We start from the raw sequence: 21,402 nt of genomic DNA on the forward strand, positions 1-21,402 counted from the left end.
TACATATTATAAACGAAAATGATAATCACTTTCAATAAAACAGTTGAAATATAATAGACTATAAGTGGATTTTTATAAAGGGGATCATTGAAATTGACGCTTATTTTAGGAGTTAATTTAGAACACAAATAGTGTTTAGCTATTACTAAAATAATGTGGATATAAGTTTTTATGTGAATAAATCCATTCTTTCATCTCTCTTATCATATCTTCATAACTAGGTACAATAAATGTAAAATCATTTCTGTTATTAATCAGTGTTTTATCAACATTTATTGAACTATTTGGTATAATATTTATTTCATTTGCCTTAAAATTTTCATTAAATAGCTTTAATAAATCAAGTTTACTTATACTTGTATTATTAACAAGATTATATATCCCAGATATTTTTTCGAATGTAGCTCTTTCCATAGCCTTTGCTAATGTTAAAGTTGAAACACCAGTCCATTTTGCTTCCGAATAACCATCGATACTTCCATTTTGTTTCATAAACCAGTTAAATAAGCCAATTCCGTCCTTATTCATATCTGGTCCAATTATAGAATTTCTAAAAGTTAAATTCTTGTGATCATCGAATTCACCCAATGCCTTTGTTCGATCATAAAAGGTTTCACCATCACGAAAACTATTTTCGGAATAAGGTGCTGATTTTCCTGAGAAAACACAATCAGTGCTCATATGAAACAGTCTTGTTCTAGTACTTTTCAATAGATCAGCTAATAAGTGAGGTAAGTAACTATTTAAATAAACAGCCCTTGATGGCTCTTTATTACATGCATCATTTAAAACACCTATGCAATTAATTACAACATCATAATTATTTAACAAAATTTGTTTTAATAAAAATTGATCCATAATGTCACCCTTGATATTATCGCAATAAGGGAAGGATTTCCTTGAAAAGGTGGTTACTTCATGACCTCTCTCATGTAAATATAATGCGATCGTATGACCTGCCATTCCAGTAGCACCAAGAACTAAGTATTTCACTTTTTTCCTCCCTTCCAATCTCGTAATTCATCTTGAATATATGAAAGTGTTAGTAATTTCTCTTTAATTTCTTCCACTGAAAGTATTTTTGTGTTATTTGAGTTATATTCATCTGTTACAGTAATTTTCGGTGACCCATCTTCAAGATATTTGCCATAATTCAGATCTCGGTTATCTGCTGGAACTCTATAAAAATCCCCCATATCCAATGCTTTTGCCGCTTCTTCTTTAGTAAGAAGTACTTCGTAGATTTTTTCACCGTGACGAGTGCCAATAATTTTAATTTCATTATCTACTTCAAACAATTCCTTCAATGCTTGTGCCAAATCTCCTATATAAGCAGAAGGCGATTTTTGAACCATAATGTCTCCATTAGATGCATGATTAAATGCATATAAAACTAAATTAACGGCATCTTCTAGACTCATAATAAAACGAGTCATTTTTGGATCAGTAATCGTTAGAGATTTTCCAGCTTTTATTTGTTCTATGAATAATGGTATGACTGACCCACGAGATGCCATTACGTTCCCATATCTAGTTCCACAAATTAGCGTTTTTTCAGGAGAGACTAATCGAGATTTTGCAATGAATGTTTTCTCCATCATTGCTTTTGAAATTCCCATTGCATTCACAGGATATGCTGCTTTATCTGTGGAAAGACAAATTACTTTTTTTACACCCGAGTTGATCGCTGCAGTTAATACATTGTCTGTTCCAATAATATTAGTTTTTACAGCTTCTAACGGGAAAAATTCGCACGAGGGAACTTGTTTAAGGGCAGCAGCATGAAAAATAAAATCAACACCGTGCATAGCATCATATAGACTATTGATATTTCGTACATCTCCAATATAAAATTTGATTTTATCATTTTGATAGAATGCACGCATATCTGCTTGTTTCTTTTCATCTCTTGAAAATATTCTAATTTCTTTTATATCCGTATTTAGAAATCGTTCTAATACAACATTTCCAAAAGAACCTGTACCGCCTGTTATTAATATTATTTTATCTTTAAACATATAAATCGTCTTCACACTCTTTTCTGCGTATGAAATATGTCAATCTAGTAAAAACAAATGATCTATACATCTCATCATTTTAGTCCTCTTAAATGCAAACTAGATTCAGAATTTTCACGTGGATAGTTATACCAATATGCAAAAATATGAGTATATTTACATTTTGGTTTTTGATCTACTAACGCTCTATTAAAGTCATAGTCACCAGCAATATCTTTTCTAATTGTAAATTTTGCATCGCCGATAAAGCTTCTTCTGATGATTTTAAATTGTCCTGGCCAATTATAAATGTCATCTGTTTCAGTTTTAATAAAAGGCGTGCCATCTTTCGTAAGCATATTGTAATAATAGATGTCACATTCTCCATCAACTTGTACTAAAACGTCTTTAATAGCAGGCAAATACATATCATCGCTATCAATTATTGCAATATAGTCCCCAGTTGCTTCTGCAATACATCGGTTATATGAAAAACTTGCACCTATATTTTTTTTATTCTTTAATATTTTTAATTGTGGGCAATTTTTTTTATATTCTTCTAAAAGCTCTAATGTATTATCAGTAGAACCGTCATCACATACAATAATTTCATAAGCATATTCTTTAGGAATACTATCTAACATCCTCTTAATCCATTCCGAACTATTATAAGCAGGACTTAAAAAGCTAAATTTCAATGAAAACCTCTCTCCTTTTATTAATTTTGTAGTTAAATACAATTTCAGCTAATATTCAATTTAAAACAAGTGGATAACATCTACTCGAATAATATATGAATATATTTATATGGAGGTTCCTCGTATTGCTCTGTTATTACGGTTTTAGACTTAAGAACTAAATATTAATTTCCCTTCAAATAAACTAATTCTTATGGAGTTTATCACTTACGATCAAGTACCGTTAAAAATAATGCCACTTTTAGACACACTCATTATTATTCTTTAACGAACCTCCAAACCTAATCGGCTGTATAAAAAAAGAAAAACAGGCGTTGAAAGAAGCATCTTCTTCAAAACCTGTTTTTTCTTACATTTCTTTTGGAGCACGAATTCCTAATAATCTTAGTCCTTCTTCTAAAACAATGGAAACAACTTTAATTAATGCTAATCTACTCTCTAATTGGTCATCATTTGTTAGAATATGAGTAGTTCCATAATATTTATTGAAGCTTTGTGCCAAATCGATTGTATATTTAGCAATGACAGATGGCTCAAATTGTTCAAAACTACGTGTAACTTTGTTAGGAAACTCAAGAATATGTTTTATGATGTCCCAACTATATGAATCATCTAGCCCATCTTGTTTATTTAAATCCTGTGATGAGGCTTTATCTAAAATTGAATTTGTTCTCGCAATTGAGTATTGTACATATGGCCCTGTTTCACCTTCAAATTTTAGCATCTGCTCAAGTGAAAATTCGATATTATTCATACGATCATTTTTTAAATCTTGGAAAATGATTGCGCCGACTCCAACCATTTTTGCAACTTCTTCTTTATTTTTTAATGTAGGATTTTTTTCTGCAATATTTTGACTAGCTAAACTAATCGCTTCCTCAATTACCTCTTCTAAAAGAACAATTTTCCCTTTTCGCGTTGACATTTTTTTACCGTTTTGTAGGATTAAACCGAATGGTACATGTACCATATCTTTAGACCATTCGTACCCCATTTTATTCAAAACTGTATATACTTGCTCAAAATGTAATGCTTGTTCTCCACCAACTACATATATGGCCTTATCGAAATCGTAAGTTTCTTTACGGTAAAGTGCAGCTGCTAAATCTCTTGTTGCATACAATGTAGCTCCGTCAGATTTTCTAATTAAACATGGTGGTAAATCTTTTTCAGTTAATTCAACAACTTCGGCACCCTCAGATTCCACTAAAAGATTTTTTTGCTCTAGAAGTTCAATAACTCGTTCCATTTTATCATTGTAAAATGCTTCTCCGTTAAAGCTATCAAAGTTAACACCTAATAAATCATAAACTAACATGAATTCTTTAAGGGACTCATCACGGAACCACTTCCATAAATGTAAAGCTTCTTCATTTTTTTCCTCTAATTGCTTAAACCAGCTTCTAGCTTCTTCCTCAAGTTGAGGCTCTTTTTCAACTTCTTCATGAAATTTAACATATAATTTTAAAAGCTCTTTGATTGGATTTTCTTTTACTGCGTCTTGATTACCCCAAAGTTTATAAGCAACAATTAATTTTCCAAATTGTGTTCCCCAGTCTCCAAGGTGATTAATTTTTATTGCTTTATACCCATTTTTTTCAGCAATTTTAGCAATTGAATTTCCAATCATTGTTGAACGCAAGTGCCCCATCGAAAATGGCTTTGCAATATTAGGTGAGGAACAATCAATCGCAACCGTTTTGTCTTCACCAATTACTTGATTTCCATATTCATTCCCTTGGCCAAGAACTAATTCAATTACTTGCTTACTTACTAGCTTTTTATTCAAAAAGCAGTTTACATACGGTCCGTTCGCTTCTACTTTTTCAATTAAATCATGATTAATTTGTGGTGCAATTTCCTTTGCAATCATAACCGGAGATTTTTTTAATGCTTTTGCTAATTGGAAACAAGGAAATGCTAAATCACCTTGATCTGCATAATTCGGTTTTTCGATAAGTGAGTTAATTTCAGTTAAAGTTAGTGATCCATTTAAAGCTTTTTCAATTTGTTCACTATACATTTTTACATAATTCATTCTGATCAATCCTCTCCAAAATATAAAAAACCCGTCTCTATCATAAGAGACGGGTTTAACTAATCCGCGGTACCACTCTAATTGTTCAAATAAATTGAACCAACTTTAAAATTTGTTAACGAGGTCTTCCCCGGCAAAGTCCTACTATTAATTCAGACTGCTTCTCCGAAGTGCGCTTCATCCTATTCGCTCTGTTAGGCTTCCACCATCCCCAACTCTCTACAAGAATCAAAATAAGATTACTCTCTTCATCTAAAAATTTTCAATATTCATTTTTTCCATTTAATCATATCTAATGTAGAAATTCAACATTAATCTTTTTTTGAACTTTATGAATTGCACCATTTGTTGACAACCTTAATAACATAGAAATTGAGGTGGAATTCATGAAAAAAAAACCAATAACTTTAAGTCTTTGTATGATTGTTAAAAACGAAGAAGCTGTACTTTCCAGATGTTTATCATCTGTATCTAATATAGTAGACGAAATTGTCATTATTGATACTGGTTCAACAGACAAAACTAAGGAAATAGCTAAAAAGTTTACAAATTCTATATATGATTTTACTTGGATCAATGATTTCTCAGCAGCAAGAAATTTTGCTTTTTCTAAAGCAACGAAGGATTATATTATGTGGCTTGATGCTGATGATATTATCACTGATGAAAATGCAAAAAAATTACTTAAATTAAAAAAGTCATTAACTAAAAATGTCGACGCTGTCGGAATGAAATATCATCTAGCCTTCGATGAAAATGGTAATCCCAGCTTTAGTTCTGTACGAAATCGAATCGTTAAGCGAGAAAGAAACTTTAAATGGATTGGTTTCGTTCATGAATATTTAGAGGTTTACGGCGAAATTATTCAATCGGATGCAGCAATTATTCATCACAAAGACAAAGAGTATTCTGATCGAAATTTAAAGATTTATGAAAATGCGATTTCATCAGGAAATGAATTAAGTCCTCGTGACAAATACTATTATGCTAATGAATGCGTGGATCATCAACTATACGAAAAGGCAATTGCATGGTATGAATTGTTTCTTGATGAAGGGAAAGGCTGGTACGAAGATAATATTCAAGCCTGTGGAAAAATGGCAGACTGCTATTTAAATCTAAACGAAACAGAAAAAGCAATTAGCAGTTGTCTAAGATCATTTTCTTATGATGGACCACGTGGAGAAAACTGCTGTCGTTTAGGATTTGTGTATCTTCAAAAAGGTGATTTTACACGTGCTATTTCATGGTATAAACTTGCTACTCTTGTTGATGTTCCTACAAGTAGTCCTTTTATTAATCAAGCGTGTTACACTTGGTTACCTAATCTACAGTTATGTCTTTGCTATAGTCGATTAGGCAATCAACTTACTGCTAGAAAATATAATGAGATAGCAGCAAGCTATGTTCCAAATAACCCTTCCGTTCTACACAACAAAGAGTATTTCCGCTCTTTTTTTAAAGAACAATAACTCACCCGTACTATCTACTAACATTATGTTTCCATTCCTATCCTATCTGTTTAGAAAGCATACTAGATGATTTGGAAGCTACTAATTAAGTAAATCAACACTAAATTATCATCAATCATTTAATACAAAATCAAAATTATAGAAAAGGGTGATAGCTTGATCACAGTCAGTTTATGCATGGTTGTACAAAATAATGAAGCCACAATTGAAAGATGTCTAAGTTCAGTTAGTAGCTTAGTTGATGAAATTATCATCGTTGATATGAATTCCCACGATCGAACGATTGAGCTAGCAAGACAGTTTACAGGCCAAATACATGTCTTTGATGGTGTGGATGAAATAGATGCATTAAATTTTTCAAAATCTTTGGCAACGAAAGACTTTATACTTTTACTAAACCATAGTGAAGTTTTACTAGAACATGATCGTTTAACATTTTCTAATCTAAAACTATCATTAAACAATGAAGTTTATAATGTAGCTGTCGATTATCAGATCGGTTGGAATGTAAATAGTAAACAAAAAATCAGTAGATTAATTAAAAAATTAGGTTCAAATAGTCATTCACCGAATTTGAAAAATGAACAAACCTCTGAATCATTTTCTACTAATCTTGTTATTACAGATCTCCCTTTTACAAAAAATACAAAAGAAAATATTCAAATATATGAACAAATGTTAAGTAATAACTTTAATCTTTCAACAATGGATTTGTTTTATTATGCAAAAGAATTAAGTTCAGATCATCAACATGATCAATCGATAAAATATTTTTTAAAATTTTTGAGATTAAATCAACCATTTGAAGAACTTAATATTCTTGCATGTCATTATATTGCTAATTGTTATCACGAGTTTAATCTAAGAGACTTAGAAACTACTTGGTTATTAAAAGCTCTTAAATATGGCAATACTCACCCAGAAACATGTTGTAGATTGGCTTATACATTTTTTGAGAAAAATAATTTTGATTCAGCTATTTATTGGTATAAAGAAGCAACCTTAAATAAGGTGAACAATCGTTTGATTCTTCACAACCCATCATGTACTACTTGGCTACCACATTTACAGCTAGCTGTATGCTATGACAGAATAGGTGAATTACGACTTGCAAATGAGCACAATGAATTAGCCTATCATTTTTACCCAACACATCCAAGTATTCTCTCAAATAGAGAGTATTTTTCGAATAGATTAAATAACGAAGGCAGCTGAGGACCTCTCAACTGCCTTTTAATCATTTTTTCCTTATCAACAAGAGCATATTATATATTTCAAGATTTGAAGTTAGTTGTTCAAGATTTATTCCAAAACTATGAGCTAAATGAACTACTTCTTCAAAAAACAACTTAATATTTAAATCTACATTTATATTTTCATTCATTGTCGTCACTTCAAATTGGTCAGTTGGAAATAGCGTATTAATTGTTTGAGGCGTGAAAAATCTAATATTTTCTTTTTTCAATATTCCAGCATGAATATAATTCCATTGGCCTTGTAGTAATTGAAAGAGAACTTCACCATGTGAAACATTTGGAACTCTACAAATAATTGAGCCAGATGGTTTTAATAGATTAGTGATTTCTTTTACGAAACTCCAAGGATCTACAAGATGGTTTACAATATTATCAATTATGATTAAATCAAAAAACTCCTCAGGGTAACTGTGGGGCACTTCGTCAATACTAATTGTATCAACCCTTTTATAAAATTGTGATGCAATTGAGGATAGTTCTGAATCACTTTCTGTTCCATATAATTCACATTTATATAGATTTTTAATTTCTAGACCTGTTGCCCCAGCTAAGCAACTAATTTCTAATACATTATTTATGTTACCTGGCACCATTTCAATAATTTCCGTCTTCGGATACCCAATATCTATTAAATTGTTTCCCCACTTTTCGATATACTTCATTCTATTTTCAATATATAGGTGATTTATATTAATATCACTATTTCCGTTGAACGTCATGTGCCCATAATGATGAACAAATGAATCTAATGCAATATGCAATTCATATCCTTCTAAAATAGTCCTTAAGCAAATATCATCATCTTCAAATGAACCTAGTCTAAATCTTTCATCAAATCCTACTAATCGATCAATTAATTCACGTCTAACTAATAAACAAAATCCTACTAATCTTAATACTTGCTTAGACATTCCTTTTACACTTGCACAATATCTTAATGAGAAATCATTAATTTCTTGATCATTTTGATAATCAACATTAATCCGCTGCAATCCACTTACATAATTACTTACAGGCCCAACCATGCCAATTTTATCATTACTATATAAAAGAGTAAGCATTGCATCTAACCAATTTTCTGTAACGATTGTATCATTATTTAAAAATAACAAGTTATCACCTGTAGCGACTTCAATTCCTTGATTACAACCTTTAGCAAACCCCATATTGATCTCATTAAAGATTGTAATAAAAGAAGGATTATTCTTTAAATAATCTCGTGTGCCATCAGTCGAGCCATTATCAATAACGATAATTTCTACTTCATCTTCCTTTGTATATTTAGCAAGACTTTCAAAGCATTTTTTCGATACCTCGAGCTGATTATAAGTCAAAATAATAATACTAGTTTTCATTCATTAAACACCTTCTTAGTATCTTACTGCATTAGCAAGTATGATTTCTTTAAAATTCATTTAACTAAATAACCCATGCAATAATTAATATATTCAAGATGGAAATATTTGGTCAGTGTTAATTATTTAATAAAAAAATCCTCATTAATTTATTCAAATAGATTACTATTGAATAATTAATGAGGACGTCGTACATCACCTTAGGATAGACTACTAATCTCTAAAATTAATCGTTAAACAATACGATGAACTGACCAATTGATACCAGCTGTATTGTTTCCACCTAAAGTAAGCGGAACAGTTAATCCGTCAGCCTCATAGAAGAGACCAATCACATCTCCTGCAGATAATTGTAAGTCCCCAGTAATTGTGACAGTTCCATCTCCAAGAATAGCACGTAGATTTAGCACTAATGCAATATTTACATCTAAAATTGGCATTAATCCACTTAATAAATCTGCTGTCGTAGGTGATGTTCTACGGAATACAAATGAAGGATTTACTCCTGCTCCAATTGCTGCTGTTAAAGTTGCAGTTGTAGAGTAACTAATTGTCGCTTCAAAAGTATAACGTCCAGTTGCTGGAACAGTGAAATTACCAGTCGTTGGATCAAAAGTTGTTCCATTAAAGAACGGACTTGTAACACTCCATCCTGTTAATTGAGTTGTAGTTGCAGTATTCAATGCTGGTAAAAACGCCGAAAATCCTTCAGAAAGTACATTTGGACCTGTTGCTCCTGTTGCTCCTGCTGGACCTGTTGCCCCAGTTGCTCCTGCTGGACCTGTCGCTCCGTCTGCTCCCGTTGCTCCTGCTGGGCCTGTCGCTCCTGCTGGGCCTGTCGCTCCGTCTGCTCCTGTTGCTCCTGCTGGACCTGTCGCTCCGTCTGCTCCTGTTGCTCCTGCTGGACCTGTCGCTCCGTCTGCTCCTGTTGCTCCTGCTGGGCCTGTCGCTCCGTCTGCTCCTGTTGCTCCTGCTGGACCTGTCGCTCCGTCTGCTCCTGCTGGGCCTGTTGCTCCTGCTGGACCTGTCGCTCCGTCTGCTCCTGTTGCTCCTGCTGGGCCTGTCGCTCCGTCTGCTCCCGTTGCTCCTACTGGACCTGTTGCTCCTGCTGGGCCTGTCGCTCCGTCTGCTCCTGCTGGGCCTGTCGCTCCGTCTGCTCCTGTTGCTCCCGCTGGACCTGTTACTCCGTCTGCTCCTGTTGCTCCTGCTGGGCCTGTCGCTCCGTCTGCTCCTGTTGCTCCTGCTGGGCCTGTCGCTCCGTCTGCTCCTGCTGGGCCTGTCGCTCCGTCTGCTCCTGTTGCTCCTGCTGGACCTGTCGCTCCGTCTGCTCCTGTTGCTCCTGCTGGACCTGTCGCTCCGTCTGCTCCTGTTGCTCCTGCTGGGCCTGTCGCTCCGTCTGCTCCTGTTGCTCCCGCTAGACCTGTTACTCCGTCTGCTCCTGTTGCTCCTGCTGGACCTGTTGCTCCCGCTGGACCTGTTGTTCCTGCTGGACCTGTTGCTCCCGCTGGGCCTGTCGCTCCGTCTGCTCCTGCTGGGCCTGTCGCTCCGTCTGCTCCTGTTGCTCCTGCTGGGCCTGTCGCTCCGTCTGCTCCTGTTGCTCCTGCTGGGCCTGTCGCTCCGTCTGCTCCTGTTGCTCCCGCTAGACCTGTTACTCCGTCTGCTCCTGTTGCTCCTGCTGGACCTGTTGCTCCCGCTGGACCTGTTGTTCCTGCTGGACCTGTTGCTCCCGCTGGGCCTGTCACTCCGTCTGCTCCTGTTGCTCCCGCTGGACCTGTTGCTCCCGCTGGACCTGTTGCCCCTGCTGGACCTGTTGCTCCTGCTGGACCTGTTGCCCCTGCTGGACCTATTGGACCTGTTGCTCCTGTTGGACCTGTAACTCCTGTTGGAGCTGGAGGACCTGGTGGCAGTGGTGCTCCCGTAGGACCTGTTGGAGCTGGTGGTAATGGTAAGATTGGTGGTAATTGTGGGCCTGGTGGGCCTGGTGGTATTGGCAAATAGATACACCTCCAAAAATATTTTGACGTACACTTTATACTATTTTTGTTGGACAAGTTTGTTTGGATTTTAATACTATTTCTATTAAAAATCCGCAAAAAAAACTCTACTTACTAGATTCAATCCTATCATTCAGATAGAATTAATAATCTAATAGAGTAGAGTCAACTCTTGAATTAATATCTTACTTATCTATTTATTGATTAATTAAGCGTAATTCCTGCACTTGCATAACCAACTACAGTATTAGCAAGGTTAAGTCCAGTTGCTTCAGCTGTAAACACCATCATTAATCTTGTTGTTGCAGCTACCGGAATTGCTAAAGGAGCGCTAATACCATTAGCAATAAATCCTAAAGATACAACTCCTGTAAGGTTTGGAGCTAACGTTACTGAAGCTCCTGGAATTGGTGTAAAGCTATTACTATTTGCTGGTGCACTATATAATTGAGCAGTTACCGTGATAGATGTTTGAATAAGATTCAAACCTACTGTTTCACTAAAGAATGCAGAGATTGAAGTGATTGTACTTGCTCTTGGAACTGAAAATGCAAAGTCAAGAATTGGACCTAACACAGTTCCAGTCAAATCGATTGCTCCTCCAAGTATTTGTACATTTGAAGCTGAGCTACCAAATCCAATCAGGCCTGCTGTATCAGCTAATCCAGTTAATAGAGTACTCATTGAAACCGGACCACCCGATGCAAACGGAATGATAGCACCCGCTCCCCTTGCTCCTGCTGGACCTGTTGCTCCCGCTGGGCCTGTTGCTCCTGCTGCTCCTGCTGGGCCTGTTGCTCCCGCTGGGCCTGTCGCTCCATCTGCTCCTGCTGCTCCTGCTGGGCCTGTTGCTCCCGCTGGGCCTGTTGCTCCCGCTGGGCCTGTTGCTCCTACTGCTCCTGCTGGGCCTGTTGCTCCCGCTGGGCCTGTCGCTCCATCTGCTCCTGCCGGGCCTGTTGCTCCCGCTGGGCCTGTCGCTCCTGCTGCTCCTGCTGGGCCTGTTGCTCCCGCTGGGCCTGTCGCTCCGTCTGCTCCTGTTGCTCCTGCTGGGCCTGTCGCTCCTGCTGGGCCTGTCGCTCCCGCTGGGCCTATTGCTCCGTCTGCTCCTGCTGGGCCTGTTGCTCCCGCTGGGCCTGTTACTCCTGGTGCTCCCGGTGTTCCTGGTGTTCCTGGTGTTCCCGGTGTTCCTGGTGTTCCTGGTGTTCCTGGTGTTCCCGCTGGACCCGTCGGACCTTGTACACCCGGTGTTCCTTGTGGACCTGCTGGACCTGTTGGGCCTGGAATTCCTGCTGGGCCTGCTGAACCTGTTGGGCCTGCTGGACCTGGGATCCCTTGTGAACCTGTTGCTCCCGGTGCACCTGGTGTTCCTGCTGGGCCTGTTGCTCCGTCTGCTCCTGTTGCTCCTGCTGGGCCTGTTGCTCCCGTTGGACCTACTGGACCTCCTGAAGGGCCTGTTACTCCCGCTGGGCCTGTTGCTCCTGTTGCTCCTGTTGGACCTTCTACAATTACAGTTGGCGCTGTTGGTCCCATTGGTCCCATTGGCCCCATTGGCCCCGTATGTCCCATTGGTCCCATTGGCCCCATTGGTCCAATATAACCTCTTGGACCTCTGTCGCCATCTTCTCCTTCTTTACCTCGCTTACCTCTTTCTCCTCGAGGACCTGTTACACCTGTTGGGCCTGTAGGGCCCATAGGTCCAATTGGTCCAATTAAACCATTTGATTCATTTGAACCAAATGAATAACTAGGTGAGTAAGGAGAATTTGTTATAGGTGAATCTTGTGGATCTTTATTTAGTGACATTTTTGGTTCTTCTGGTTGTTCTGATGGTTGTGGAAATCGTGGTGGTAATGGTGGTAGTGGCAAAAAAATACACCTCTCAAAAAATTTTAATTGTACAATTTATTGTATAAAAAAAGGACAAATTGGTTCATTCTCACCATAAAAATGAGTCAAAAAATAGGTGAATACTCTATTAAAAAAATCTAATAGAGTATTCACCTATTAAAAAACCAGAAATCTTAGATTTCTGATTTTCATAAGTTTTTAAATTTTATTAAATCAGTATGTCACATTACTAAAAAACTGATTAAAATTAGTAAATTTTATATAAACTTTAATACTATTTATTCAAATAGAGTAGTGTAGTTAATTAACCTCGCAATTGAGCATTATGCGTTTCTTCTACAGCTTTTAATACTTTTGAATGAGCTTTAGTTACTTCTTCATCCGTTAAAGTGCGTTCTGGATCGAAGTATGTTAATGAGAAGGCTACTGATTTTTTACCAGCTTCCATCTTATCACCTTCGTATAAATCAAAAATTGTAGCATCCTTTAGAAGTCTTCCACCAGTTGAACGAATTGTAGATAGAATATCACCAGCAAATACTTTTGAATCTACTACTAATGCCATATCTCGATTCATTGATGGGAAACGAGGAATTGCATTGTATAAAATATCATCAAATTCAGTATTTAATAGCTTTTCAAGAGATAATTGGAATACATACGTTTCTTTAAGATCCCACTCTTTTTGAGTAACAGGATGAACTTGACCGATAAAACCAATTTCTTCTCCGTTTAATAAGATACTTGCAGTACGTCCTGGGTGTAATTCTTCTTTTTTAGCTGCAACGTATGAAATTTTACTAGTTAAACCTAATTCAGTAAATAAACCGTCTAAAATACCTTTTACAACATAGAAATCCACAGCTTTTTTCTCGCCTTGCCAAGCATGTTGCAACCATAAACCAGTTAGCGCTCCCGCTAAATATTCTTCTTCATGAGGAAGATCGTTCTTTTCCTTTGTTAAGAATACAGAGCCTGTTTCGAATAGTTGAACATTTTCTTCTTTACGTGCAACATTGTATGCAATAGCATCTAATAAGTGTGGTACTAAACTGAAACGTAGCTCACTGCGTTCTTCACTCATAGGTAATGCTAAACGTACAGGTTCTGCATCTACTGTTTCTAGTGCAAAGCGTTTTACTTTATTATTGCTTGTTAGAGAGTAAGTTACAGCTTCGTAAAGACCTGCATGCTGTAAATACTGACGAATTTTTCTACGTTTTGCTTGATAAGGTGTTAATTGTCCACGACTAGCAACACCTGTTGGTAATGTAGCAGGAATATGATCATAGCCATATAGTCTTCCTACTTCTTCAACTAAATCTTCTTCTATTGAAAGATCACCACGACGACTTGGAACAGTAACTGTAAATACTTCACCATTCTTGGTAGCTTCTAATCTTAAGCGACGGAAAATATCTTTTACTGTTTCAGCATCAATTGATGTACCAAGTACACCATTAATCTTACTTACAGAAACTGATACTTTTTTAGCATCTTCAACTAAATTGTCGGCAATTACAGTACCTTCTACAATTGTTCCACCAGCTAGTTCAGCCATTAACTGAGCAGCACGTTCAGAAGCAGGGAATGTACGAGAAGCATCAATTCCTTTTTCAAAACGAGCACTTGAATCACTACGTAAACCTAGGTCTTTTGAAGTTTGGCGAACACTTTGACCTCTGAAAACAGCTGATTCAATTAAAACGTCTACAGTTTCAACATCAACTTCAGTACTTTGACCACCCATTACACCTGCAACTGCTACCGCTTCTTTTTCTGTTGCGATGACTAAATTATGTGGCTGTAATGTGCGTTCTTCGCCATCAAGTGTAACGATCTTTTCGTTTTCTTTCGCATGACGAACAATAATTTGATTACTATTTAATTTATTAAAATCAAACGCGTGTAACGGTTGACCATATTCAATTAAAATATAGTTCGTAATATCAACCACATTATTAATCGGACGAATACCAGCACTCATTAAACGAGCTTGCATCCATAATGGTGAAGGACCAATTTTTACACCTTTCACTAATTTAGTACTATAATATGGTGCATCTTCTTTTGATTCAATTGAAACTGAAACATAATCAGCAGTTGTAGCTGATTGAGCGCTAATTGCTGGAAGTTTCACGTCACGATCTAAAATTGCTGCTACCTCATAGGCAACACCAATCATATTTAAGCAATCAGCACGGTTTGGTGTTAATCCAAGTTCTAATACTGCATCATCACGATATAGTACGTCTAATGCATCTGCTCCTACTTCAGCATCACTTGGTAAAACAAAAATGCCATTTGAGAATTCTTTTGCAACTACTTTGCCTTCAATTCCTAATTCTTGAAGAGAGCAAATCATTCCTTCAGAAACTTCTCCACGTAATTTTGCTTTTTTAATTTTGAAATTCCCCGGTAAAACTGCGCCTACTTTTGCCACGATCACTTTTTGACCTTTAGCAACATTCGGTGCGCCACAAATAATTTGTACTGGTTGTTCTTCTCCAACATCAACAGTACATTTTGATAATTTATCTGCCTCAGGATGTTGTTCACGTTCCATTACATAACCAACAACAACATTTTTAATTCCTTCTGAAAGATGATTAACACCTTCAACTTCAATACCTGCTTTTGTTATTAATTTTGCAAGCTCGTCTGGTGTAACACCACTTAAATCAACGTATTCTTGTAACCATTTTGTTGATACAAACATGTTTTAGTCCCCTCCTACCTTACATTTGTTGGAATTGCTTTAAGAATCTTATATCGTTCGTATAGAAATGACGAATATCATCAATACCATATTTTAATAATGCAATACGTTCTGGACCCATACCGAAAGCAAATCCTTGAACTTCTTTTGGATTATACCCAGCCATCTCAAGTACGTTAGGATGAACCATTCCTGCACCTAAAATTTCAATCCATCCAGTGTGTTTACACATGTTACAGCCTTTTCCTCCACATTTCATACAAGAAATATCCATTTCTACTGAAGGCTCAGTAAATGGGAAGAAGCTTGGGCGTAAGCGAATTTCACGATCTTCACCAAACATTTTTTTCGCAAAAAGTTGTAAAGTACCTTTTAAGTCACTCATTGAAATGTTTTCACCAATTACAAGACCTTCGATTTGCATAAATTGATGAGAATGAGTAGCATCATCGTCATCGCGGCGATAAACTTTACCTGGACAAATTATTTTAATTGGTCCTTTTTCCACGTTTGCTTCCATTGTTCTAGCTTGAACAGGTGAAGTATGAGTTCTCATTAATGTTTCTTCAGAAATATAAAATGAATCCTGCATATCACGAGCTGGATGACCTTTTGGTAAATTTAATGCTTCGAAATTATAATAGTCCTTTTCTACTTCTGGACCTTCTGCGATCTCATATCCCATTCCAATAAATAAATCTTCAATTTCTTGAATAACCGCTCTTAATGGATGAGCTCCACCAGCATGGACTGGTCTTCCTGGAAGTGTTACGTCAATTGATTCACTTTCTAATTTTTCATTAATTGCATTTTGTTCTAATACAACTTGCTTTGCTTCAAGTTTTTCTTGGATTGCCGCACGTACTTCATTAGCTACAGCTCCCATTTTAGGGCGCTCTTCAGGAGTTAAATCCTTCATTGCTTTCATTGCCTCAGTAATCGGACCTTTTTTTCCTAGATAGGCAATTCTTATTTCATTTAATACTTTTAAATCTGTTGCTTCTTCTATTTGCTTAATCGCTTCTGATTGTAAAGAAACTAAACGCTCTTGCATGAATAATCCTCCTATTCAAATTCATAAATTTAAACATAAAAAAACCTCGCTCCCAAAAAAGGGACGAGGATTGATCGCGGTACCACCCTAATTAACAGTTATTATGTTACAAAAAACTAACTGCTCACTTCATTCATATAACGATCTACTTAGATAGACCGAGTCGCCTTTACATTCAAAAATGGTCCCGGCGCTAGCTCAAGAGGTGAATTCAATTTGGTCTACTATAAAAGTGCTTACAGTCTACGGCACCTTTTCCCTAAATAGAGATTCAAATTTACTATTCTCTGTCATTGCTTTTTATGTATTAAATTTTCTTAATTAATTATATTGATTTTTTTCAATTAATGCAACTGCTCAACATAATTATTTACTAAATGATTGAATCATTTTTACTGACCTAGAATGCTCAAATGAGGCTTCTATTATTTTTTACAGACTATACATTAGAATCCCTGCTGCAATACCAACGTTTAATGATTCAGCTTTACCGTAAATCGGTATATATAGATTTTCATCAGTTAATGAAAGTAATGTTGAATTCACACCTTTACCTTCATTTCCTACAATAATGGCAAAACGATTTGTAACGTTTACTTCATTAAATGGTTTTGCATTTTGAAGAGATGTTCCGTAAACAGTTAATCCTTTATCTTTTAAATTAGAAACTGCTTCAACTAAATCACCACGTAATATTGGTAAATGGAATAATGATCCTTGTGTGGATCGAATTGTTTTAGCATTATATAGGTCACTTGTACCCGAACCTAAAATAACCCCATCAAAACCAGCCGCATCCGCTGTTCGAATCATTGTTCCAACATTCCCTGGATCTTGAACTTCATCAATTAATAATAATTTTGACACTTTCTCAAAATCAATTCTAACAAAAGAAAATTCAATAATTGCAAAAATACCTTGAGATGTTTCTGTTTCGCTTAATTCTTTGCTAACCTCTTTAGATATATACGTAATTTCAAATGACCCTGTCGAAAAATTAGAAGGTAAGTCAATCTCTTCACTAATTAATAAATGGAGAATCGGTGCATCTTGTTTAATTGCCTCCTCGACTAAGTGAAAACCTTCTACGATATATTGTTTAGCTTTATCTCTTCCTTTTTTAGTATGTAGCTTTTTCCAAGCCTTTACAGAATTATTTTGTATGGAATCAATTTGTTTCATAAGTTTCCTTTACCTTTCATCGTATCTCATATCGTTTATCATACATAAAATCGTTTCCGTTTACAAATACTACATAAAGCTTAATATGAAAGGAGAATCCAAATGAATTTTAATATTCGCGGAGCAGTTCTTCACAATATTTCAGGTAATAAAAGTGATCAATTAGAAGCAACAATTGTAGATGCTATTCAAAGTGGCGAAGAAAAAGTATTACCAGGTTTAGGTGTACTTCTCGAAGTTTTTTGGAATCACGCTTCTGAAAATCAAAAGCATGAACTACTTACAGTTTTAGAAAATGGAGTAAGCCACTAAACTAATCTGTTAAAAACATAGAAAAGGACTAACTTTTCGTTAGTCCTTTTATTTTTGTTATTTCGTTTTACCTTTTAAATCCTCAATCGAATTAATTTTCATATATTCTGGTACGACTAAGCCTAATTTTGTCCCTTTTAAATTCGGTCCAAGATCAACCAATTGTTTTTTATACTCATTCATATAATCTTTATGAGTTGTCGGAAGCCAAGCTGCGACCATTGCATCTGCACTTCCATCTGAGATACCAGCAAACATCGGTCCTGCCTCAACCTGTTTTAATGTTACGTCATAGCCTTGGTTTTCAAGTACTTTTCCAATCACATTTGTACTGGCAACTTCAGATTCCCATGAAACATAAACGAGACTAATTTTTTCGCCATTTCCTTTTGTAGCATCCTTCGTCCAATTATTTACTTGATCTTGATGCTTTTTAATCCATTTCGTCGCTGCATTCTCAGGTTTCGCACCGTCTTGAATATCACTCATCACTTCTTCCATATCAGAAGGTTTCCATGAAAAGTTATCTAAAATCTTGTACGCACCAGGAGATTCTTCTTTTAATCCTTTTCTAACCACTGTATGAATTTCTTCATTCTTACCAAATGACCCTTTTGGATCTTCTAAATACTTTAATTTATATTTTGAAAACATCCAGTGGGGTGTCCATCCTGTAACGATTATAGGTTCTTTATTTTCATACGCTTTTTTCAATTCAGCAGTCATCGCAGCTGAAGATCCTTCTTTTAAAGTCCAATCCTTTAAATCGTAATCCTTCATCGCTTTTTCAGTTGCTTTCATTAACCCAGCTCCTGGATCAATTCCGGTAATCTCAAAATTAACCCCGGCACCTATTTTATTTGAAGCTGTTTTTTGATCCTTGCCGCCTGCAAAGGCAACTGAAATGGCCGAAATACAAAAGATTAATACAGTAAATCCATAAACATATTTTTTTGCAAATTTTTTCCCATAAGCAGGTTGACGAAGATTTTGAGAAATTCGATCGAGAATAATTGCAACGATAACAATTGATATTCCTGCCTCGAATCCTTCCCCTACCTTAATCTGGGTTACAGCTCGATAAACCTCTGCACCTAATCCTGGAGCACCTACTAGTGATGAAATAACTACCATCGATAATGCAAGCATAATACTTTGATTTATACCAGCTAAAATGGTAGGTGCTGCTAAAGGTAGCTGTACTTTAAAGAGTCTTTGCCACGTTGTTGATCCAAAAGCGTTAGATGCCTCTATTAAATCATTTGGAACCTCTCGTATACCTAAATTCGTTAATCGTATTGTTGGAGGAATTGCAAAAATGACAGAAGCTAAAATACCAGGAACTACACCAATTCCGAAAAAGAGTATTGCTGGAATTAAATAGACAAATGCTGGCATTGTTTGCATAAAGTCTAGTATTGGTGTAATCACTTGTTTCACTCGATCGTTTTGCGACGTCCAAATCCCTAAAGGAATTCCAATTACAACCGTTATAACGATTGATGATAAGATCAATGCTAACGAATCAACTGTAGCATCCCAAAGTCCAAGATTATCGATTAATAATAAGCCAAGAAACGTAAACAGTCCAACTGTCCACCTACTTGTATAAAAAGCAAGTAATGAAATTAATATGATTAGAATAATAGATGGGCCAAGTCCTAAAACTTTAACAAGGTTATTTAAAAGGGTTTCTGTGATGTTGGTTATTGCGCCAAATAGAGGATGGAAAGTTTTAATGATTAAATCGACAATTTTATCAATCCATTCTGCTAATGGAATTTTTGGAATACCCATATGTTTAACCTCCCTTTATATTTAAATCGTCTGTTTTACCCGCTAAAGCACCGATTACTGCTCCACGGATAATGACACCTTTTAATCGATCATTTTTATCTATAACTGCTAACGGTAGTTCAGAAGTTGCAAGTGCTCCAATTACATCTGTTAATAAAGTATCTTCATAAACAGACACAATTTCCTTCTGCATAGCTTCCTCTACCGATTTATTTTTAATAAGAGCATTTGAAGCATCATCAGCAGTAATTGCTCCAAGTAGCTTTTGTCTACGATCAACCACAAATATACTTGAATATCCTTGGTCTCTCATTACTTGTAAAGCTACACGTGGTCCACGGTCAGGCGTAATTCTTTCAGCACGCTTCTGCACATGAGCCGCCGTTAAAACTTTTGATAGATCTACATCTTCTACAAATCGTTCAACATATTCATTGGCTGGATTTACCATAATCTCCTCAGGAGAACCAATTTGCATTATGTTACCATCTTTCATAAGAGCAATCCTGTCTCCAATTCGAAGGGCTTCATCAAGGTCATGTGTAATAAATATAATCGTTTTTTTCATCGTCTCTTGCAGTTCTAATAATTCGTCCTGCATATCTTTACGAATTAATGGATCGAGCGCACTAAATGCTTCATCCATTAATAAAATATCCGTGTCACTTGTTAATGCCCTTGCAAGGCCAACACGTTGTTGCATACCACCACTTAATTGTGATGGGAACTGATGCTCATAACCTTTTAAGCCAACAATTTCTAATGACTTCAAAGCTTTTTCAGTTCTTTCTTCCTGTGAAATATTTTGTACTTCTAAACCATATTCCGTATTTTCAAGAATTGTCTTGTGTGGGAACAGAGCAAAATTTTGAAATACCATACTAATTTTTTTACGACGAACATCTCTTAACTGCTGAGGATTCATTTTTACAATGTCCTCATCATCGATTAAGATTTGCCCAGTAGTTGGTTCAATTAAACGATTAAGCATTCGAATCAAGGTCGATTTACCACTACCTGACAAACCCATTACAACAAAAATTTCACCTGGGAATATTTCAAAGCTTGCATTATTTACCCCGATTGTTGAGTTTGTCTGCTCTAAAATTTGCTTTTTTGAATATCCCTTTTCTAGTAACTTTATGGCGTTCTTTGGAGACTTACCGAAAACCTTTGTTACGTTATTCACTTTAACTTTTGCTTTCATTAACTCACCTCAAAACTTATATTTATTTTGCTTCTCCATATATAAATAAGGATTCTCTCTATAAAAAAAATCAGCCAAGTACTAATTAAGTCTTGGCTCCTTAAGAAACTCCATTTACAAAATTGGAGTCTAAATTTTATTTATTAGCTTTAAAAATTCCCGTAAGAAACCATTTTTCAAACTCTATTTCCGAGTATCCTTATTTGAAAAGCGTGCATTCATGATAACAATAAGATGTGACAAAACTATTTCAAACTAGTTATAGGAATAATACAATTTGTTTCAGTTCGATAACGTTAAAGAAGAAAAAAGTGGGAAAATCAGGTTGGTTAGGTAAGTAGAAAAAGCAAAAAAACCTTAATAAATGAGGTTTTTACGAAGATATGAAAATTACATACTCAAGTAAGATTCATGAGGATGTAAAAAAGCAAGATGGTGAGATTTAGTTACTCATATGTGTTAGTAAATAAGTT

General features: G+C 36.0%; 15 protein-coding genes and 2 other annotated features. Of the genes, 3 read left to right on the forward strand and 12 right to left on the reverse strand.

The genetic code is table 11. The annotated features are described in order from the left end of the window. Window positions 1-135 precede the first annotated feature (135 nt). The 4 genes from V5E38_RS16180 to argS form a co-directional block, all read right to left on the reverse strand. Entirely contained in the window at window positions 136-993 is an 858-nt protein-coding gene (locus V5E38_RS16180) for an SDR family oxidoreductase (RefSeq protein WP_499210759.1), read from the reverse strand. After that, window positions 990-2,018 (reverse strand): polysaccharide biosynthesis protein, encoded by a 1,029-nt coding sequence (locus V5E38_RS16185; RefSeq protein ID WP_499210760.1) that lies wholly within the window; start codon window positions 2,016-2,018, stop codon window positions 990-992. The genes V5E38_RS16180 and V5E38_RS16185 overlap by 4 nt, the downstream gene beginning before the upstream one ends. A gap of 74 nt (window positions 2,019-2,092) precedes the next feature. Then, the gene (locus V5E38_RS16190; protein ID WP_335479943.1) at window positions 2,093-2,695 is read right to left on the reverse strand and encodes a glycosyltransferase family 2 protein; all 603 of its coding nucleotides are present in this window, start codon (window positions 2,693-2,695) and stop codon (window positions 2,093-2,095) included. Window positions 2,696-3,044: 349 nt separating this feature from the next. After that, entirely contained in the window at window positions 3,045-4,733 is a 1,689-nt protein-coding gene (gene argS / locus V5E38_RS16195) for an arginine--tRNA ligase (protein ID WP_499210761.1), read from the reverse strand. 42 nt (window positions 4,734-4,775) lie between these two features. Beyond that, window positions 4,776-4,997, reverse strand: a binding site (T-box leader). A 122-nt stretch (window positions 4,998-5,119) separates the two neighbouring features. Between argS and V5E38_RS16200 the strand changes: the two genes are divergently transcribed. Together V5E38_RS16200 and V5E38_RS16205 are read left to right on the forward strand one after the other, a co-directional pair. After that, window positions 5,120-6,205 carry a tetratricopeptide repeat-containing glycosyltransferase family 2 protein gene (locus V5E38_RS16200; protein WP_499210762.1) on the forward strand — a complete coding sequence of 362 codons (1,086 nt, stop codon included), beginning with the start codon at window positions 5,120-5,122 and terminating at the stop codon, window positions 6,203-6,205. Between the two features lie 156 nt (window positions 6,206-6,361). Next, window positions 6,362-7,420 carry a tetratricopeptide repeat-containing glycosyltransferase gene (locus V5E38_RS16205; protein ID WP_499210763.1) on the forward strand — a complete coding sequence of 353 codons (1,059 nt, stop codon included), beginning with the start codon at window positions 6,362-6,364 and terminating at the stop codon, window positions 7,418-7,420. Between the two features lie 22 nt (window positions 7,421-7,442). On the opposite strand, the gene V5E38_RS16210 is transcribed toward V5E38_RS16205, so the two are convergent. From V5E38_RS16210 to V5E38_RS16235, 6 genes are all read right to left on the reverse strand, one after another. Then, on the reverse strand, window positions 7,443-8,816 hold the full coding sequence (locus V5E38_RS16210; protein ID WP_499210764.1) for a glycosyltransferase: 1,374 nt from the start codon (window positions 8,814-8,816) through the stop codon (window positions 7,443-7,445). 233 nt (window positions 8,817-9,049) lie between these two features. Beyond that, window positions 9,050-10,810, reverse strand: coding sequence for a collagen-like protein (locus tag V5E38_RS16215; RefSeq protein WP_499210765.1), 1,761 nt, complete (start codon window positions 10,808-10,810; stop codon window positions 9,050-9,052). A 204-nt stretch (window positions 10,811-11,014) separates the two neighbouring features. Beyond that, a complete protein-coding gene (locus V5E38_RS16220) occupies window positions 11,015-12,676 on the reverse strand; it encodes an exosporium glycoprotein BclB-related protein (protein ID WP_499210766.1) in 1,662 nt (553 codons plus the stop codon). Between the two features lie 286 nt (window positions 12,677-12,962). Next, complete coding sequence (pheT, locus tag V5E38_RS16225) at window positions 12,963-15,377, reverse strand: phenylalanine--tRNA ligase subunit beta (RefSeq protein ID WP_499210767.1); 2,415 nt, start codon at window positions 15,375-15,377, stop codon at window positions 12,963-12,965. Window positions 15,378-15,396: 19 nt separating this feature from the next. Next, window positions 15,397-16,431 carry a phenylalanine--tRNA ligase subunit alpha gene (gene pheS, locus V5E38_RS16230; protein WP_097979068.1) on the reverse strand — a complete coding sequence of 345 codons (1,035 nt, stop codon included), beginning with the start codon at window positions 16,429-16,431 and terminating at the stop codon, window positions 15,397-15,399. A gap of 56 nt (window positions 16,432-16,487) precedes the next feature. Beyond that, window positions 16,488-16,734, reverse strand: a binding site (T-box leader). A gap of 129 nt (window positions 16,735-16,863) precedes the next feature. After that, on the reverse strand, window positions 16,864-17,613 hold the full coding sequence (locus V5E38_RS16235; RefSeq protein ID WP_097979069.1) for a TrmH family RNA methyltransferase: 750 nt from the start codon (window positions 17,611-17,613) through the stop codon (window positions 16,864-16,866). Window positions 17,614-17,715: 102 nt separating this feature from the next. Between V5E38_RS16235 and sspI the strand changes: the two genes are divergently transcribed. Then, a complete protein-coding gene (sspI, locus tag V5E38_RS16240) occupies window positions 17,716-17,925 on the forward strand; it encodes a small acid-soluble spore protein SspI (RefSeq protein WP_097979070.1) in 210 nt (69 codons plus the stop codon). A 57-nt stretch (window positions 17,926-17,982) separates the two neighbouring features. Here sspI and V5E38_RS16245 read toward each other — a convergent pair whose 3' ends face one another. After that, on the reverse strand, window positions 17,983-19,722 hold the full coding sequence (locus V5E38_RS16245; RefSeq protein WP_499210768.1) for a glycine betaine ABC transporter substrate-binding protein: 1,740 nt from the start codon (window positions 19,720-19,722) through the stop codon (window positions 17,983-17,985). Window positions 19,723-19,726: 4 nt separating this feature from the next. After that, complete coding sequence (locus V5E38_RS16250; protein WP_387329080.1) at window positions 19,727-20,929, reverse strand: quaternary amine ABC transporter ATP-binding protein; 1,203 nt, start codon at window positions 20,927-20,929, stop codon at window positions 19,727-19,729. Between the last annotated feature and the right edge of the window lie 473 nt (window positions 20,930-21,402).

Source organism: Rossellomorea sp. GAMAL-10_SWC (genome assembly GCF_049568075.1).
In the GTDB taxonomy this organism is placed as follows: domain Bacteria; phylum Bacillota; class Bacilli; order Bacillales; family Bacillaceae_G; genus Gottfriedia.

Coding starts and splice junctions, on each gene's coding strand:
- V5E38_RS16185 (WP_499210760.1), bottom strand. CDS start 2,018: ATGTTTAAAGATAAAATAATATTAATAACAGGCGGTACAGGTTCTTTT.
- argS (WP_499210761.1), bottom strand. CDS start 4,733: ATGAATTATGTAAAAATGTATAGTGAACAAATTGAAAAAGCTTTAAAT.
- V5E38_RS16200 (WP_499210762.1), top strand. CDS start 5,120: ATGAAAAAAAAACCAATAACTTTAAGTCTTTGTATGATTGTTAAAAAC.
- V5E38_RS16210 (WP_499210764.1), bottom strand. CDS start 8,816: ATGAAAACTAGTATTATTATTTTGACTTATAATCAGCTCGAGGTATCG.
- pheT (WP_499210767.1), bottom strand. CDS start 15,377: ATGTTTGTATCAACAAAATGGTTACAAGAATACGTTGATTTAAGTGGT.
- pheS (WP_097979068.1), bottom strand. CDS start 16,431: ATGCAAGAGCGTTTAGTTTCTTTACAATCAGAAGCGATTAAGCAAATA.
- V5E38_RS16235 (WP_097979069.1), bottom strand. CDS start 17,613: ATGAAACAAATTGATTCCATACAAAATAATTCTGTAAAGGCTTGGAAA.
- sspI (WP_097979070.1), top strand. CDS start 17,716: ATGAATTTTAATATTCGCGGAGCAGTTCTTCACAATATTTCAGGTAAT.
- V5E38_RS16245 (WP_499210768.1), bottom strand. CDS start 19,722: ATGGGTATTCCAAAAATTCCATTAGCAGAATGGATTGATAAAATTGTC.
- V5E38_RS16250 (WP_387329080.1), bottom strand. CDS start 20,929: ATGAAAGCAAAAGTTAAAGTGAATAACGTAACAAAGGTTTTCGGTAAG.